The organism is Methanohalophilus levihalophilus, assembly GCF_017874375.1.
Lineage (GTDB): Archaea > Halobacteriota > Methanosarcinia > Methanosarcinales > Methanosarcinaceae > Methanohalophilus > Methanohalophilus levihalophilus.
In genome coordinates this window covers 490,748-508,521 of sequence record NZ_JAGGLK010000003.1, presented here as the reverse complement: position 1 = coordinate 508,521, position 17,774 = coordinate 490,748, and the positions used below count along the sequence as shown (strand labels likewise).

20 protein-coding genes are annotated in these 17,774 nt (G+C 40.9%); 11 read left to right on the top strand and 9 right to left on the bottom strand.

Annotated elements, in window-relative coordinates:
- Positions 1-2: 2 nt before the first annotated feature.
- The 3 genes from J2755_RS09980 to J2755_RS09970 are packed head-to-tail and all read right to left on the bottom strand — an operon-like array spanning position 3 to position 2,478.
- Positions 3-857: a CBS domain-containing protein gene (locus J2755_RS09980; RefSeq protein WP_209682905.1), complete on the bottom strand. Its 855-nt coding sequence runs from the start codon at positions 855-857 to the stop codon at positions 3-5.
- A gap of 25 nt (positions 858-882) precedes the next feature.
- Positions 883-1,338 (bottom strand): universal stress protein, encoded by a 456-nt coding sequence (locus J2755_RS09975; protein WP_209682889.1) that lies wholly within the window; start codon positions 1,336-1,338, stop codon positions 883-885.
- A gap of 27 nt (positions 1,339-1,365) precedes the next feature.
- Positions 1,366-2,478 (bottom strand): amidohydrolase family protein, encoded by a 1,113-nt coding sequence (locus tag J2755_RS09970; RefSeq protein WP_209682886.1) that lies wholly within the window; start codon positions 2,476-2,478, stop codon positions 1,366-1,368.
- 205 nt (positions 2,479-2,683) lie between these two features.
- Between J2755_RS09970 and hisS the strand changes: the two genes are divergently transcribed.
- From hisS to J2755_RS09920, 10 genes are all read left to right on the top strand, one after another.
- The gene (gene hisS, locus J2755_RS09965; RefSeq protein ID WP_209682883.1) at positions 2,684-3,916 is read left to right on the top strand and encodes a histidine--tRNA ligase; all 1,233 of its coding nucleotides are present in this window, start codon (positions 2,684-2,686) and stop codon (positions 3,914-3,916) included.
- Positions 3,917-4,045: 129 nt separating this feature from the next.
- Positions 4,046-4,504 (top strand): 30S ribosomal protein S15, encoded by a 459-nt coding sequence (locus J2755_RS09960; protein WP_209682880.1) that lies wholly within the window; start codon positions 4,046-4,048, stop codon positions 4,502-4,504.
- Positions 4,505-4,689: 185 nt separating this feature from the next.
- Positions 4,690-5,904, top strand: a complete 1,215-nt coding sequence (gene glmU / locus J2755_RS09955) for a bifunctional sugar-1-phosphate nucleotidylyltransferase/acetyltransferase (RefSeq protein WP_209682877.1) — start codon at positions 4,690-4,692, stop codon at positions 5,902-5,904.
- A gap of 15 nt (positions 5,905-5,919) precedes the next feature.
- The gene (gene glmS, locus J2755_RS09950) at positions 5,920-7,749 is read left to right on the top strand and encodes a glutamine--fructose-6-phosphate transaminase (isomerizing) (RefSeq protein ID WP_209682872.1); all 1,830 of its coding nucleotides are present in this window, start codon (positions 5,920-5,922) and stop codon (positions 7,747-7,749) included.
- Between the two features lie 12 nt (positions 7,750-7,761).
- Positions 7,762-9,063: a phosphoglucosamine mutase gene (glmM, locus tag J2755_RS09945; protein WP_209682869.1), complete on the top strand. Its 1,302-nt coding sequence runs from the start codon at positions 7,762-7,764 to the stop codon at positions 9,061-9,063.
- Positions 9,060-10,253, top strand: a complete 1,194-nt coding sequence (glmU, locus tag J2755_RS09940) for a bifunctional sugar-1-phosphate nucleotidylyltransferase/acetyltransferase (protein WP_209682866.1) — start codon at positions 9,060-9,062, stop codon at positions 10,251-10,253. Before glmM ends, glmU (J2755_RS09940) begins: the two co-directional genes overlap by 4 nt.
- A 17-nt stretch (positions 10,254-10,270) precedes the next feature.
- Positions 10,271-10,939: a DUF998 domain-containing protein gene (locus J2755_RS09935; RefSeq protein ID WP_209682863.1), complete on the top strand. Its 669-nt coding sequence runs from the start codon at positions 10,271-10,273 to the stop codon at positions 10,937-10,939.
- A 181-nt stretch (positions 10,940-11,120) separates the two neighbouring features.
- Positions 11,121-12,437 (top strand): single-stranded-DNA-specific exonuclease RecJ, encoded by a 1,317-nt coding sequence (locus tag J2755_RS09930; RefSeq protein WP_245312891.1) that lies wholly within the window; start codon positions 11,121-11,123, stop codon positions 12,435-12,437.
- Positions 12,434-12,682, top strand: coding sequence for a KEOPS complex subunit Pcc1 (locus tag J2755_RS09925; protein WP_209683392.1), 249 nt, complete (start codon positions 12,434-12,436; stop codon positions 12,680-12,682). Before J2755_RS09930 ends, J2755_RS09925 begins: the two co-directional genes overlap by 4 nt.
- Positions 12,679-13,221, top strand: coding sequence for a uracil-DNA glycosylase (locus tag J2755_RS09920; RefSeq protein ID WP_209682860.1), 543 nt, complete (start codon positions 12,679-12,681; stop codon positions 13,219-13,221). Before J2755_RS09925 ends, J2755_RS09920 begins: the two co-directional genes overlap by 4 nt.
- Before the next feature lie 36 nt (positions 13,222-13,257).
- Here J2755_RS09920 and J2755_RS09915 read toward each other — a convergent pair whose 3' ends face one another.
- The 4 genes from J2755_RS09915 to J2755_RS09900 form a co-directional block, all read right to left on the bottom strand.
- On the bottom strand, positions 13,258-13,458 hold the full coding sequence (locus tag J2755_RS09915) for a hypothetical protein (RefSeq protein WP_209682857.1): 201 nt from the start codon (positions 13,456-13,458) through the stop codon (positions 13,258-13,260).
- A 412-nt stretch (positions 13,459-13,870) separates the two neighbouring features.
- Positions 13,871-14,395 carry a dihydrofolate reductase family protein gene (locus J2755_RS09910; RefSeq protein WP_209682854.1) on the bottom strand — a complete coding sequence of 175 codons (525 nt, stop codon included), beginning with the start codon at positions 14,393-14,395 and terminating at the stop codon, positions 13,871-13,873.
- 55 nt (positions 14,396-14,450) lie between these two features.
- Positions 14,451-14,879: a MarR family winged helix-turn-helix transcriptional regulator gene (locus J2755_RS09905; RefSeq protein ID WP_209682851.1), complete on the bottom strand. Its 429-nt coding sequence runs from the start codon at positions 14,877-14,879 to the stop codon at positions 14,451-14,453.
- A gap of 110 nt (positions 14,880-14,989) precedes the next feature.
- Positions 14,990-15,517 (bottom strand): GNAT family N-acetyltransferase, encoded by a 528-nt coding sequence (locus tag J2755_RS09900; protein ID WP_209682848.1) that lies wholly within the window; start codon positions 15,515-15,517, stop codon positions 14,990-14,992.
- 287 nt (positions 15,518-15,804) lie between these two features.
- Here J2755_RS09900 and J2755_RS09895 point away from each other — a divergent pair, with 287 nt between their 5' ends.
- Positions 15,805-15,951 carry a hypothetical protein gene (locus tag J2755_RS09895; RefSeq protein ID WP_209682845.1) on the top strand — a complete coding sequence of 49 codons (147 nt, stop codon included), beginning with the start codon at positions 15,805-15,807 and terminating at the stop codon, positions 15,949-15,951.
- A gap of 42 nt (positions 15,952-15,993) precedes the next feature.
- Here J2755_RS09895 and J2755_RS09890 read toward each other — a convergent pair whose 3' ends face one another.
- Entirely contained in the window at positions 15,994-16,386 is a 393-nt protein-coding gene (locus J2755_RS09890) for a response regulator (RefSeq protein WP_209682843.1), read from the bottom strand.
- A gap of 280 nt (positions 16,387-16,666) precedes the next feature.
- The gene (locus tag J2755_RS09885; RefSeq protein WP_209682841.1) at positions 16,667-17,770 is read right to left on the bottom strand and encodes a KamA family radical SAM protein; all 1,104 of its coding nucleotides are present in this window, start codon (positions 17,768-17,770) and stop codon (positions 16,667-16,669) included.
- Positions 17,771-17,774 lie beyond the last annotated feature (4 nt).

The following is a 17,774-nucleotide window of genomic DNA, read 5'->3' as shown; positions in this document are numbered from 1 at the left end:
AATCAATTTTCGAGTAATGCCTTCAACAGATAGCGATCCCGAAGTAAACCAATGAATACACCATTTGCATTCAATACGGGAACCTGATCAACGTTATTTCTTTTCATCTTAAGGGCACATTCACTGACACTCATATTATTAGATGCTTCAATGATATCCTTGACCATGACTTCACTAACAGGTATTTCAGGTACTTTTATTTTTGAGACATTATAATAAATGCTAAGTGTGTCACGCATTGATTCCCAGGTCCATTCATCATCGTCAGAACCAGCGGAAAGATCAGAAACTTCCAATGTATCTTCGATGACACTGGCACTGATAATATCACGATCTGATATAATACCTACAAGATCAAGCGCTGAATCAATAACAGGTACTGCTTTTACATTTGCAAGTTCCATGTGACGAGCGACAACATGCAAGGGGGTGTCAGACCAAACAGGTCCCGTTCCACGCCTTTCAAGATAGTTGCTAATAGGCTCATCTATGTTTAATGAGGCCATGCTTCGTACAATATCAGCTACTGTGATCATACCGACCAGACGGCCATCATCAACAACTGGCAAACGCCTGAAACCAGCATCAAGAAGAATGCGGGCTGCTACCTTGATATTCTCATCAGGACTTACAACCTGCGGGTCACGTGTCATTAAAAGAGCAAGCTGTTCTTCTTCAGGATTACTAAGCAAATTACTCCTGCTGACAATACCAACAAGCTTGTTATCCTTAAGCACCGGAACACCGGATACCTGCTTTTCTTTAAGCATCGCAAGTACTTCATCACGTGAACCGGGCAGGGTAACAGAAGCTACATCTGTAACCATGATGTCTTTTATAAGTGTGTTTTCAGGCATAAAGAACCTCTTGAACCGTTATTTATTAGTCTTCAACAGGTGAATCACGTACAACTAAGACAGGTACTTTGGAAGTTCTGGTAACTTTCTCAGCTACACTTCCAAGAAGGAAGCGATCAAATCCGCTCTTGCCATGAGTACCCAGTACAATTAAATCAATGTCATTGTTTTCTGCAAATTCAATTATCTCGTGGCTTGGATGTCCTTCAAGCACTCGGGCTTCAACCTCGACATTACTTTCCTTTACCATGTCAGAAACAGTTCCAGTGATTTCACTGCCTTCTTTTTCAAGGAGTTCATACATCATTTCCCAGCCTCCATCCATTGGGATAGATTCAAAGGAAGCAGTATCAACCACATATGCCACGTATACTTTTGCTTCGCTAAGCCTTGCAAGCTCAATACCATAATTAATTGCTTTCCGGCTCTTCTCAGAACCATCTGTTGCAATCAGGATTTTCTTGTAGATTTCACTGCTCATCACTGACAACTCGCATGTAAATGATATTTAATTGATTACTGAAAGAATATCATCCGGGCGTGCCCTTCTGACAACACCTCCAATAATATCCCGTATCCCCTGAAGATTATTGGATGACCCGTTAAGCACAACAATATTAGTGCCAAATCCTTCTTTTATAGGGCCTATATCAGTAAACCCCAGGTTTGAAGCACCATTAAGTGTACACATCTTAAATACTTGTCTATCGTCTAACTTAAAAACTTTAGAGAGAAATTCCATTTCTGAGAACATGTTGACAGAATTTAGCATAACATTATCCGTACCAACTGAAACACTGATTCCTTCAGAAAGCATATCCTGTATTGGAGCCATTCCAACACCGGTAATGAAATTTGATCTCGGGCATACAGCAACAGGAATTGAAGCTGAAGACACTGCTTTAAGATCTGTTTTATCCGCCTGTGTCAAATGAATAAGCAAACCAGGATCAAGTGAAAGCGCATTTTCCAGATCAATTCTTGATTTCTCAGCTGCGTGTATTGCAAATATTTTGTGTTTTTTCCTGGCCAGCGAGGATGCCTGTTCAAGAATAGCCATATCCATGTCGTTAGCCCCACTCATCCCGAGTCCGTCAGCCTCACTTAACAAAATGGCAATTTCAGATTCCAGTGCATCGGGAGATGTATTGCAGCCAGATGGCCTGCCTAAAATGCGACTCCGGATATTAACATCCGCAAGTGCTTCTTTTATGGCAGCAACACCATTGACACCGCTTTCCCGGAAGTCTGCAAAAGCAGTTGTACCGGTAGCAAGCATATCCAGGATAGATAAACGCATAGAGGAAACGAGATGTTCAAAAGAAGTCTCGGACAAAATGCGATGTTTGAGGCCATCCGGTGGCTTGACAAGAGTATCAAGATCAGGTTTAACAACGAAATTTTCACATTGCCCAAGACATGGATCCTTGCAGACTGAATCACCTATATGAGTATGTGAATTAACAAATCCGGGAATCAGGATATTTTCAGAGTTGGTTTGCTCTTCTACCACTTCATGGATCACACCATCTTTTACACAGACATAACCCTGAAGAAGCGATAATTCCTCTCCATACAGAATCTTCCCATATATTACCTGCTCACAGGATTTAGAAGGCATACTGACAATTATATTTACTTCTAACTTTTAAATAGGTAATGATCAAGTGAGTCAAACTTTGCGTTTGAATACCTTTTAACCAACAATGCATAATTTGTTCTGAAGGAGGAACAAGATATCAGGATAGAAACAATAAAATATAGTTGGCTTATAGTTCCACCCTGTATTATTCACTAATAAAAGCCCCCTATTCAGGTGCACAACAATGAAAATAAGTAAACCAAGAGGCACAAGGGATTTCCTTCCGGAAGAAACCGCTCACAGAAGGCATGTTGAAAGTATAATGAGAAATGTGGTTACTCATTGGGGTTACCATGAAATAATTACTCCTACTTTTGAGCATCTTGATCTTTTCACTCTTAAATCCGGTGAAGGAATAATAGGGGAAATCTATAATTTTACAGACAAGGGAGACAGGGATTTATCACTCCGCCCCGAATTGACTGCGCCTGCCATGAGGATGTACGTCAACGGCATGCAGTCAAGGCCATTGCCACTAAAATTATTCTATTTTGAAAACTGTTTCCGATATGAGAGACCCCAAAAAGGAAGATTCAGGGAATTCTGGCAATTCGGAGTGGAAGTTATCGGAAGCAAAAGTCCTCATGCTGATGCAGAGGTTATTGCCCTGGCAGAAAAAATGGTAGAATCTGCAGGTATAAAAGGAGACATCCATGTTGGGCATCTTGGTGTAATACGCCATATCCTTCAAGAGCTGGACGGGGAAGAACAAACCAGGATTATGAGATTTGTGGATAAGAAGGATGACAAGGGACTCGATGACTACCTTGAATCAATAAATGCCACAGCCGAGCTTCGCGAACAACTTTTCGAGCTGGTGAGTATTTCGGGTGAAAATGCAATAGAAAAAGCGAGGGAAATTGTCGGAAGCCTGCCTGAACTTGATCGTTTCGAACTATTGCTTGATTTACTTGAGGGATATGGAGTAGATTTTTCAGTTGACTTTGGAATCGCACGGGGACTTGATTATTACACAGGAATGGTTTTTGAGATATATGCCGAAGGCCTGGGAGCCCAGAATCAGGTTTGTGGTGGAGGTTCCTACCAGCTCATTCAGTTGTTTGGCGGAGGTGACGTTCCATCCACCGGATTTGGAATAGGTTTTGACAGGATTATGGAAGTTTGCACCCTTGAACCAAAACCCATTCCCGGTGTTGTGGTTGTAGCAACAGATGACACAAGGATAGAAGCCATTGATATTGCAACCAAACTGAGAGAGTACGTACCAGTTTATCTTGACATTATGGAAAGGAATTTCCGCAACCAGTTATCCCATGCAAATAACGTAGAAGCGGATTATGTTGTGATTGTAGGTAAAAAGGAAGTTGAAGCAGGGAAGGTAACACTCAAGGAAATGGCTTCCGGTGAGCAGGGTTTAACTACTCTGGACGAAGCTCTTGAGCTCATTTTACGATAAAATAGCAAGATGGGAAAAGGGCACAAAGTATATATTCGATGTTGGGATAACTAGCTCCACTTCGCCATTGGGACAGCTATTCATGTTCCATCAAATAGCATTAATATCATTATCTAAGGAGTAAATTGTATGGCAAAAATGCACACCCGCAGCAAGGGTAACTCAGGGTCTACAAGGCCTGGACGCACAGAAGCTCCAGCTTGGTCCATGTACGACGCCGATGAAATTACAAATATCATTCTTGACTTATGGAAGCAGGGAAATTCCACAAGTGTAATTGGAATGATCCTCAGGGACAACTATGGCGTGCCAGATGTCAAAGTTGCCACCGGCAAGAAAATTACAGCTATTTTGGCTGAAAATGACACTGCCCCAAGGGTACCTGAAGACCTTTACAACCTCATTGTCAAAGCAATCAGGATGAGGAAACACATTTCAAAGAATCACAAGGACGTCCATAATGGTCGTGCACTGCACCTTACAGAAGCTAAGATCCGCAGACTTGTAAAATACTATCAGGCAAACAAGGTACTGCCTGCAGACTGGAAGTACAAACCAGAAACTGCAGAAATGCTTATTACAAGGTAATACGGCTATCAGCCGTATTTATCTTTCTTTTTTTATTTTGTCCATCAATTTATCCAGCGGTAGCTTCCCCAGATATTATACTGCAAATTCATAGCAACCTACAAAATTGGAATATCGCTTTACCTTCATGGAAAATGAATTTGTATTTAGCAACATATAAATTATTAGAAAGACCTGTATATCTCATGAAAGCTATTGTGCTGGCCGCAGGAGAGGGGCAAAGATGCAGACCGTTGACAGCTACCAGGTCAAAGGTTATGCTGCCAGTGGTAAATAGACCAATTCTTGAATATGTAATAGAAGCACTTGTAAAAAATGATATTAAAGACATTATTCTAATCGTAGGTTATGAAAAAGAAAGAATAATGGACTATTTTGAAGACGGTGTTGACTTCGGCGCCTCTATAAAGTACATTGAACAGGAGGTGCAGCTTGGAACTTCCCATGCAATTGAACAAGCACGCCCATACATTGAAAAAGGTATGAATTTCCTTGTACTCAACGGCGATAATATAATAGAATCCTCAACCATCAAGGATTTGCTTAATTCGTTTAAAGGGGAAGCAACCATTCTGACATCACAAAGAGACGATATCTCTGAATATGGTGTAGTTTTAACAAAGGGATCAAAAGTAACCAAAATAATTGAAAAACCAAAATCCCTTGTAAGTCACCTGGTCAATACTGGAATGTATGTATTTAATGAAAATATCTTCCCGGAAATCGAAAAAACAACCATATCCCAGCGTGGAGAATATGAAATTACTGACGCACTACAAAACATGATAGAAAAAGGGGAAGATGTACACACCGTCACAACAAAGCATTTGTGGATGGATTCAAGATATCCATGGGATCTTCTAAAATCTAATTCCAGCATGTTAAACCGTAAAGAAGAGCCCGTGAACCATGGGAAAGTGGAGGAAGGGGCTACGATAGTAGGAGAAGTCAGCGTCGGTGAAAACACAATTATTCGTGCCGGTTCATACATAGTAGGACCTGTAGCATTAGGACGAAATTGTGACATAGGACCTAATGCAGTTGTTTTACCAAGCACCAGCATTGGAAAAAATGTTTCAATTGAGCCTTTCACCACAATAAAAAACAGCATTATAATGGATAATGTCAGAATTGGACCCCATTCACACATATCTCATTCGGTAATTGCAAACAATACTTCACTTGGGCCATACTTTGCAACGGAAGCAAAAGATAACACAGGCATAAAACTCGGAAATGAGCTTGTTGATGCCGGTAAAATCGGCGCCATTGTAGGTGAAGACTGCGAAGCGGGGTTACGAGTGCTCACAAAAGCGGGGGCCATTATTTCGAAGGGATGTAGTATTGGCTCAGACACAACTATCAGGGAGCTATTACCTGAAAATTCAGTTGTTCTCTAATATTAGGGGGATAATATGTGCGGAATAGTTGGATACGTCGGAAAAAACCAGGCAATGGAAACACTGGTTAATTCCCTGAAAAAGCTTGAATACCGCGGATATGATTCCGCAGGCGTAAGTGTTCTTAACGGCAACATTACCACATACAAAACCGAAGGTTCTATTGATAAACTATCCGCAATCCTGCCATCGGAAATGGATGGAAAAATAGGAATTGCACATACCAGATGGGCAACCCACGGGGCACCAAGCACTACTAATGCTCACCCTCATGAATCCGGAGATTTTTCTGTTGTTCATAATGGCATTATTGAAAACTATCTGGAAATACGCGAAAAACTTGAACAAAATGGATATGAGTTTAAATCAGAAACTGATACCGAAGTCATTGTCCACTTAATTAATTTCAACTATAGCAATAATTCAGATAGCAGTTTTTATGATGCCGTCAGGGAAAGTTTGCAGGAACTTGAAGGCTCATATGCAGTTGCAATATTGTGCAAAGAATATCCGGACACCCTGATAGCTGCAAGAAAAGATAGCCCTCTTGTTCTGGGACTGGGAGACAGCGAGGTTTTTGTTTCATCTGACGTGACGGCCTTTCTGGATCACACTAAAAATGTGGTTTTTGTCGAAGATGGAGAAATTGTCAGTATCGACTCTTCCGGAGTGAACTATACAAATTTTGATGGTCAAAATATCCAGAAAGAAATTACCACAATTGACTGGGACGTTGAAGCTGCTGAAAAAGCCGGGTATGAGCATTTCATGCTTAAGGAAATTCACGAGCAGGTTTCTGCAATTCAGGATACATTCTCAGGGAAAATTTTTGAACTGGAAGGTAAAATCAAGCTCGATGAACTTAATCTGGATCCAAAGGATATAACAGAAATCGAAAGGATAGAAATCATTGCCTGTGGTACATCATGGAATGCCGGACTGCTTGCAAAATACCTTTTTGAAAAAATTGCCGGAGTTCATACCGATGTCAGTACTTCATCCGAATTCCGCTATGGAGATCCGGTTATGCGGAATGATGTTCTCACTATAGCAATCACCCAGTCCGGAGAAACTGCAGATACACTGGCAGCCATACGAAGTACAAACCAATACGGATGTAATTCAATTGCAATAACAAATGTCGTCGGAAGCACCATTACCCGTGAGACCGAGAACGTATTATACACAAGGGCAGGCCCTGAAATCGGAGTTGCGGCCACCAAAACATTTACTTCACAATTATTGACCTTATACCTGCTTGCCATTTATTTTGGAAGAATCAGATATCAGATAAGTGCGGAAGACAGCCGGGAACTTCTGGAAGCAATTAAAAGATTACCGGGTCAGATCCAGAAAGTCCTGGAACAACGCAATCAAATCAAGGAATGCGCAGTGGAGTACTCCGATGTAGCGGACTTTTTCTTCATTGGGAGATATCTCAATTATCCCATTGCCCTGGAAGGAGCTCTCAAACTCAAGGAAATTTCATACATCCATGCAGAAGGATATGCTGCCGGTGAGTTAAAACACGGCCCAATTGCTTTACTGACAAAAGATACACCCGTAGTCGCAATTGCTACCCATGGGAACACCTATGAGAAAATCCTGAGCAACATAAAGGAAGTAAAAGCGCGAAGTGCAAAGGTAATTGCCGTAGCTGATGAAGATGACAGGGAAATCAGGAAGTACGTGGACACTGTACTAAAAATCCCTAAAACCCACGAGCTGCTGTCACCCATACTTTCAGCAGTTGTGCTCCAGTTGCTCGCATATTATGTTGCCCTTGAAAGGGGTTGTGCTATTGACAAGCCGAGAAACCTTGCAAAAAGCGTAACAGTGGAATAACAGGTTGTTTTTATGAAATTATTTGGTTCATCAGGTATTCGCGGTCTTGCAAACCGGGAAGTAGGAGTTGATCTTGCCCTCAGAATTGGTGAGATTGTAGGAGCTGCCAATTCAAATGTAGTTATCGGCAGAGATCCCCGTATTTCAGCACTTATGATTGAAAAAGCTCTTGCTGCAGCATTATCATCTGCTGGCTGCAATGTGACACTTGCCGGTCTTGTAACTACCCCAACGCTTGCATTTGCATCCAGGGACTACGATTGCGGAATAATGGTCACTGCTTCCCACAACCCTTCAGAATATGTAGGGATAAAGTTGTGGAATCCCGACGGGATGGCGTTTGATTCAGCCCAGCAAACTGAAATCGAGAACAAATTCCCTGAACCCATGAATGAACGTGTAAAATGGAATGAGATAGGCGCCATTGAAGAAAAAAGTGGTTTTGTTGAACAACATTGCAGACAAATCCTGAAAAACACAAATTCCTCAAAGCTTCGAGTTGTATTGGATTGTGGATGCGGAGCAGGAAGTACCATTACGCCTTATTTATTACGCCGCATGGGATGCGAAGTTATTACTTTAAATTCCCAGCCAGACGGATATTTCCCCGCAAGAAACCCCGAACCTAATGAAAAAAACCTGTGGATGCTTCAAAAGGCGGTCAGGGAATTTGATGCTGATCTGGGAATTGCGCATGATGGGGACGCCGACAGGATGATGGCTGTCGATGATGAGGGAACATTTGTAACCGGTGATGAAATGCTCACTCTTTTTGCATTGCAGGAATGCGAGAAAAATGATACAATTGCAGTTCCCGTTGATACATCCATGATGCTGGATGATGCCTTACCTGAAGCAACTATTGTGAGGACACGCGTGGGAGATGTTTATGTTGCCGAGAGCATCAAGAAACACAACGCAAGCTTTGGCGGGGAACCGTCAGGAAGCTGGATATTCCCTGCAATTTCATATTGTCCCGACGGCATATATGCAGCCGGCAGGCTTGTGAACATGGCAGATGAAAACAGGCTTTCTGATTTAAGGAAATCACTTCCGCAATATCCAACTGTACGGGGAACCATTGCATGTGAAGATTCCAAAAAGGAAAATGTGATGATGAAACTGATTTCCAGCCTGAAAAGTATGGGTGAAGTTTCTGATATTGACGGGATACGTGTGGAACTGGAAGACGGATGGGTACTTGTCAGGCCCTCGGGAACCGAACCGAAAATCCGTATAACTGCCGAAGCGAGAAGCGGTGCTGAAACGATGTACAAAGAGATTGAACATATGGTCCAGGAGGCACTGCATTGAAAGCAGTCATCCTTGCAGCAGGACAGGGGACCCGTATGAGACCCCTGACTGATGACACTCCCAAAGTCATGTTGACTATTGCCAACCAACCCATTCTGGAACACATCATAATTGCTGCCTCCGAAGCAGGTATCAAAGATTTCCTTATTGTTACAGGGTATCGCGAGGATTTGATCAAAAGTCATTTTGGAAACGGGAGTGATCTGGGAGTAAACATTGATTACACTCACCAAAATGAACAAAGAGGAACAGCACACGCGATCGGATGTGCAGAAGGATATGTTGACGGTCGTTTTATTGTTTTGAACGGTGACATGCTGGTCAGTTCCTCACATATGCGCAAGCTTGTTGGAAGAAAGAATGAGGAAGCAGTTCTCACAGTGAAGAAAGTCGAAAATCCAAAAGATTTTGGTGTCATAAGCACTTCCGGGGATAAAGTAACAAGAATACTGGAAAAACCCGAAGAGCCACCGACCGATTTAGCAAACGCTGGGATTTATATTTTCAACTCGGATATCTTCAGCTACATTAAGCAAACAAAAGAATCTGTCCGGGGGGAACTGGAAATAACGGATACTCTCCAGAAACTCATTGACGAAGGTAAGGATGTAGGTTACGAATTGCTGGAAGATGAATGGCTTGACATTGGAAGACCCTGGGATTTACTTGATGCAAATGCATTTTTGCTATCCGGTTTGAAAGGTAGCATTGAAGGCACGGTTGAATCCTTTGCTACATTACAAGGCGAAGTTGTCGTAGGAGAAGGAACTACTGTAAGGAATGGAGCTTACATTATCGGGCCTGTGGTTATAGGAAAAAATTGTGATATCGGACCGAATTGTTTTATTCGTCCGGGTACTGCAATCGGTGACGATGTCCACGTCGGAAATGCCGTTGAAGTAAAAAACAGCATCATTATGGATGGCACTAAAATCGGTCATCTGACATATATTGGAGACAGTGTTATCGGCAGAAATTGCAATTTTGGAGCAGGGACAAAGGTTGCAAACCTGCGCCATGATGGCAAAAACATAAAATTGATGATAAAAGGTAAGCTGGTAGATTCGGGCAGGAGGAAACTCGGGGTCATTATGGGAGATGAAGTCCATACGGGAATCAACACCAGCATTAACGTGGGCTGTGTCATGAAAAAAGGAACCGGTACAAAACCCGGTGAATCAATACATTAATTCTTGAGGAATTTGGAGTGAGACACTCAACTGACCTGTTATTAATAAAAATCGCTTCAATTGCTGTGTTGATAGCTACTGTCGGAGATTTTTTAGTCACATTTGTTTTGGGTTTTTTCTACCCGAATTACAACCACCTCACATTAGTCATGAGTGAGCTTGGCACAGTACAAAGCCCGGTTGCAACCTGGATTAACCTTTGGTGGATTGTCTTCGGTGTTTTGATTATAGTGTTTGCATTTGGGTATAGAAAGGCTTTTCCTTCTGGAAAAAAATCAGTTCGAATTGTAACACTGCTTATATTATTATTTGGAATTGGCGCAGGGATTGGGGCGGGCCTATTCCCAATGGAACCCGGGGGCACAGAAACTACCCTCACAGGTAAATTACATGGTATTTGTGCTGGGACAGGATTTATTGCAATTATGTTTGTACCACTAGTCTCTTTAGGCATATTCCATCGAAGAAGTGCAACCAAAATGTACTGGTCGTCAATTGGCGCATTTCTATTTGGTTTGATATTCTTTTTCTTATTTGTAGTTTCAGAGAATAGTTCCTCCATTGATGGCATTTTAGGGTACACGGGACTTTGGCAAAGGTTATTTCTATTAAGTCAGTATGTTTATTTAGGCTTAATTTCAGCAATAATGATCCGTTATTCCATACATGCTAAAAAGGGCATCTGACATACATTGGAAACAATGATATCAGTTAAGAATTGTAAGTTTGGAGCATGACAATGTTGCAAACCTGTGTCATGATACTAAAAACATAAAAGTTATAACAAAGGGAAAGCTGGTTGATTCAGGCAAGAGAAAACCCGGAGAATCAATACTCCAATTTTGCGAGGAATTTTAAGTGGAAGGTATGGAACAAGTAGAAGAAATGGCAGCAAGGGTAGCAGAGGCGATAAAAAACAGTCAAAAGGTCCGGCTAATTTCCCACAATGATGCAGACGGCATCACCTCTGTCGCTATTATCTGCAGTGCATTGCTCCGGGAAGGAAAAATATTCCATACAACTATACTCGGCAGGCTGGATCAGGAAAGTATTGACGGGATTAAGCCGGATCTGTCAGACGATGAAATTGTAGTATTTTGTGATATGGGAAGTGGCCAGCCGGAAATCATTGGTTCCATTGACAACGATGTTGTGGTTATTGATCATCACATACCTGTAGGGGATTCACCTGCAAAAGCAGCAATTAACCCACATTACGCAGGCATTGATGGAGCAACACACATGTGTGCCGCGACTACTGCTTATATGGTTGCAAGAGCGCTGAATCCTGAAAATATTGATCTCGGGGGAATCGCAATCACAGGAGCTGTCGGTGACAAACAGCTTTTTGATGGTGCCAACGGGAAAATACTGGAAGAAATCATCGAAAATGGAGTTATTTCCATACGCAAAGGGCTCAAAATTGGGGATGGCGATATTGCTGAAGTCCTCATGAATTCCCCTGAACCTTACCTTGACATAACCGGCGATAGCGAGAAAATTGAGAATTTCATGGAAATTCTTGGGATTACCGGTAATCTCGAGAAACTGGATGAAGAGAGAACAAAAAAACTGACATCTGCAATTGCCATGAAGCTAACAAAACGCGCAAGTCCGGAAGCTATAGATGCAGCTATCGGGGATGTGTATCTTCTGAACAAAGAAATCGTGGAAAACGTATATGATCTGGTGGACATTGCAAACTGCTGCGGAAAAATGGATAAACCCGCGCTTGCACTTTCTGTTTGTATGGGAGATGAGAAGGCACTTCCTGAAGCTCTTCAGATAACAAAAGAGTACAAAAGCAGGCTCGTACACGTAATCAGGAATGCTGAATCCACCGTGCAGGAGAAATCAAGCATTCGCTACATCATAGGCAATGACATGGAAGCAACCGGGATAATTGCCGGTACACTGATACGCTACGCATATCCTGACAGGCCCTTTGTCACATTAAACAGGGTTGAAGAAATTGTCAAAGTTTCGGGAAGAGGAACAAGAGCACTGGTTAATCAGGGTCTTGATCTCGCAGTCTCCTTAAGAGAAGCGTCTGCAGCTGTAGGTGGAAACGGCGGCGGTCATAATATTGCATCCGGTGCTGCAATCCCCCGGGGAAAAGAAGAGGAATTCCTGAACATTGTAGATGAAATCACAACAAAGCAGCTTGGGGGAATGAATAACTGAAGATTTCAACTACCTTTGAGATTATTGATGAAAACAACAATGAGAAAATGGAAGCATTGTCTTTGGCATTACAACCGGACAATCTCCCAAACATGTCTACTGAAATAACTGAAGGGAAAATGAAAATCCAGATTGAGTCCGAAAAAATTACTTCATTGATAGCCGTTATGGACGATCTTCTTATGAATGCAAGGATTGCAGAGGAATTACTGGATAGTAACTCCAATGAGGAAAATAAAACATGAATTGCGTTTCACTGGAAGAGCTGGAAAAGCAAATCCCGACTTGCACAAGTTGTCCACTTCATGAAACAGCAACCCAAAAGGTTATTCGAAAGGGATCGGAAAATCCCAAAATCCTTTTTATTGGAGAAGCCCCTGGCAAAAATGAAGATGAAACTGGTGTTCCTTTTTGTGGCCGAGCCGGTAAAGTGCTTGATCAGATAATTGACTATATGAGACTTGATGAACAGGAATGGGCTGTAATCAATACCATAAAATGCCGCCCTCCAAACAATCGGAACCCCAATAAAAAAGAACTTCAAGCTTGCAGATCTTTCCTTGAAAATCAGATTGAGTTGCTTGACCCAAAAGTTATCATTTTACTGGGAAACACTGCAGAAACCGCATTCGTTGGGAAGGGAACACTTGGATGGGGAGAATGCAGGGAAATTGATGGAAGCAAAGTGCTTAAACTGTATCATCCTGCTGCGTTGATATATACCAGAAGCAGGATCCCGGAGCAGCATCAATTCATTGATGCCAATCGTAAGCTTTGGGAATAAAAAAATATTTCCAGATTTCCTGAAAACTCGTTTTTTTCACAATTCCGCAGAGCGTGTAATAATTGCGGATTTACTATAGGAAGTAATTTTCTCGTATATTTCCACCAGTGCAATTATTGAGATAAGAGTAAACACCCACAGGAAAATGCCTAGTGCTGCATAAGTTAAGAATTGAACCTGCAAAGCAGCTCCTGTCAGATCCACATTAATACCCACAAGTGGCAACAGGTGAATCATTTCAACTCCAGTGTACGTGAATACATGCCAAAGGAAATAGAAAGCTATAGTTAACAGAAATACAGTTGCCAGCTGATAACACACAGCAGGACTCTTGAAGTTAGATCTTTTTTGAATATTGTTACTGGAGTTCATGATATCAGTGAAACTTGTTTTGTACTATATAGATAGATGATTTGAATATATAAATATAATTTGAGATATTAATTATGAACAATATTAACCATGAACAATATTAATCGTGTAGATTTGCATATATTCATGAAAAATACTGATAAATACTTACCACACAATAAACGGCATGCTGAGACTTATTTTAAAAATTATGATTAAGCAAAGTAAAGAAATATTAAAATGGGAGAGGAAATCAGCACAATTACTCCCTTCACATTTGTTAATTGGTCATAGCCACTTAACTTTTCACATAATGGAGCATTGCAATTCCATTCACAACTGCAGTCTTTAGCATTTTTAACTTAATCTCAGGATTGTTGTCTTTGAAAAGAGGAATCCCTTCACCCAGGACACAGGGTATAATTGAAATGAAATATTCATCTATTAGGTCTTTCTTTACGAATTCATCAATGACCCCAGTCCCACCTATTAGCCAGATATCCTTACCATCCTTGTTTTTTAGTTCCCTTACGAGATCTTCAGCATTTTCAATTGTAAATTCAACGTATTCATTGTTGGATCTGCTTTCTGAAGTATAGACATATCCCTTGGTTCCTTTGTAGGGATATTCCCCAAAAGTAAGTATCTGGTCGTATGTCTTCCGCCCCATGATCACCGCATCAACAGATTCATAAAATTCATCATAACCAATATCAGCATTTGGTTCAGAACCATCACCATCAAGCCAATCAACATCCCCGTTTTTTCGGGCAATATACCCATCTAAGCTCATTGCGATGTATAAAATAATATTTCTACTCATCTTTGTTCACCCTCCATTTTGTTAAATCATATATTTTCGATTGACGTTCCACTACTCAAATCTGAGTTTCCTCTTCGAGACCCGCTGAGATTCGCGTCCATAAGTTAGAAAATAGTCTAAAGTCTTCGTCGCCCAATATTTCCTCGATTTTCCTAAAGAATTGTTGATCTGCGGAATCGAGAACATCAAGAACTTCGTATCCCATGGACGTAGTGCACAAATGGCAGGAACGCCTGTCCTTCATTGATTCCTGAACATCTACAAGCCCCATTTCCTGAAGCTTTTTGACCGCATTGCTTACAGCAGGTTTTGATACCCTTACACTAGCAGCCAATTCCGACATGGTAGGATTATCTAATATCCTGATCTGATTGAGATACAGGTACAGTCGTGCACTCAAATCCTTGTTATTATCAAATTTACCGTCGTTGACTATCTTATTGTAGTATATGCTAACGTTTTCGAAGGACAGTTGATCTGGCATAATAGTTAATTAACTTAATTAATTAAATAATTGTTGATACACTATTTGATTTGTGAATCCCAAAAAAGTATACGCATAGTATTCTATCCAAAAATACAAGCTACTTTGTGTTAATAAATCTGCTTCACCATAAGCAACACCCTTCTTTTTTCCCTTCCCACCTCGTATGTCTCTTCACCACAGAACTTGTATCCCCAATGCAAATAGATTTTTTGGGCAGCAATGTTACCATCCCATACACGCAACCACAGGGCAGTAAATCCATGTTCCTGACATATTGATTCACCACAGCCGGATAGAAGACTTCCAACACCTGCCCCTTTGTATTTATCCATAACATAAAGCCTTTTCAACTCTATCGCATTGTCAGATGACACACATTCAGGAATTTTGGAACAGATGAATTTTACATACCCACATAGTCCATCCTTTTTATGATCACAAAGAAAGTAAAATGCATTGGACTTCTCAATTTCATGTTCGATTTGTTCTCTTGAGAAAGCAATGTCAACATAGTCCTCAAGTTCCTCTTCCGGAAGAGTGATTTTGTATGCATCCACGAATGATTTTTTCCCGAATGTGGAAAGAAAGCTCACATGAGAGTCATTTGCCGGTATTAAATTGAACTGACTTATCATAATAACCACATGAAAAACCATCTTATGCCATGATTGCGACAATAGCAGACAGTATGCGCACATTGCCAGACTTATTGGAATTAAGATTCGTGAAAATAGGTCATTATCCCTGTTTTTGAGGCAAATTTTGCCATATATCTTTTGGAAAAAGGATACCAAGCAATTCAGTTGATTACAAAATTTTTCAAGTCTGGTTTGTTCTGTTCGATAAATGTACCAGAATCGTTAATATAAGCCGTTTCAAACCCTAAATTGTACAGTATTAGCAATAATTGGAGGCTTGAATTATGAAACAAAATTTAAAAATCACTGCAATCCTGCTTTTTGCAGGAATAATTGCAGTATTCGCTTCGGGGTGTGTGGACAACGGAGCTGTAGAAGAAATAATAACTAAAATAGAAAAAACAATCCGAAAAATCACATGCTCGGTTTAAAAAAAGATAGAAAGGGAAGATTTTCAGCATCTAAACCCATTCTTAATTCAGGTAATTATTGATTGTCTTGAAGAATTCATCAATATCTATTGGTTTTGAAATGCAGGCATCACAATCAATGGTGATATACTCTTCGTTATCCTGCCATTTCCATGATGGAAGAACAGACTTCCCTTTCATTGGATGAGCTGTTACTGCAATAACCGGTACATTTTGGGAGGTTTCGGATTTTTTTAGTTTTTCGAGGACTTCGAAACCATCCATTTCAGGCATCTGGATGTCCAGAAGTATTAAATCAAATTTTACTTCATTCGCCAGTTCCAGAGCCTGTAATCCGTTTTCAACCAATGAAAAGTTATGTCCTTCTTTTTCCAGCATAGCTGCAATAAGCTCCCTATTCAGGGGACTGTCATCAACAACTAAAATATTTGCCATTTTCGATTGCTCCTATACTACCCATATTAATTTTCTCCATAATATAATATGAACTTATTGGTATTTACTTTTCCAAAAAACAACTGCAGTATACATACATACAAAATAGATCAGAGTTGATCGTTTTCCTAGAAGCATCCCTTTGGCAATTAGGGGATTTCAGGATTCCTGTTACTATATAAATTAAATCAGAAATCATCTAGCAACTAAGGTGTGCAAGCAATCGAAATTAGAGAGATTTTCCTGAATCCCCCATTGAAAAATAAAAAGGTGGAAACTTTCAGACAACCTTTGTTTCGGAAACAAGGTCTACATAGTCGTCAAACCAAAGTGCTTTCGGATTTTTCCTGAAGACCATTAATTTCCCAATATCTTCACTGTTTGCTGCCTGATGGAACTTGAGATAGGTATGATCGTCATCTACCCCCATGACCGCGATTTTCCCAAGCATATGCGACATTGCAAAGGTGGCCTTTTTTGCCAGTCCGGAGCACTGCGCCTTTGCACGCTCAAATATCCGATATGATTCTTCAACCGGAACAACAAAATGACGGTTTCCAAGTGTTGGACGACATTGGAATACATAGTATGGCATGACACCATTAAATGAGAGTTTCTTGAAAAGTTTGGCAAGTGTATCCGGGTTATCATTGACACCACGAAGTATCGGGGTCTGGTTGACAATGGTGGCTCCTGATTCCTGCAGGATATTTATTGATTTCAGGACAACATCGCTCAACTCCCGGGGATGGTTGAACTGAGTTGCAATGTAAATGCGCTTATCTTTTGTGCTGTATTTGCTGATCATCTCAGGAAGAGATGGATCATTGAGAACTCGATGAGGATTGAATGTTAGCATTTTGGATCCAATTCTCACTATTTGGACATGATCAATTTCCCGAAGACTCTTCACAATGTCTTCAAGTTGTTTTGTCGGTAGTAGCAAAGGATCCCCGCCACTGAGGAGAACATTCGTAATTTCGGTATGGTTTGAAATATAGGATAAGGCGTCGGAAATATCACGATTTACTTCCCTGTTTTCATCCATAAAAAGCCGTTTTCTAAAACAATAGCGACAAAAGCCTCCACATATATCACTTACCAGCAGGAGGGCAGTAGGTTTGTATTTATGCTCCAGTCCGCGTACGACGGTATATTTGTTTTCTGCAGAAGCGTTTAGTTTCCCCCACCCTTCGAGTTCAGCCGGATCGGGAATAATTATACGACGAATTGGATCATTTGGATCATCCCAGTCGATTAGGGACATGTAATAGTCATTCGAACGAAAGGCAAACTTTGCCTCAACTTTTTTCAGCTCATTTCTTTCATTTTCATCAATTTCATCCAGATCATTAATTGTTGTAACATATTGGGGGGACGACATAATC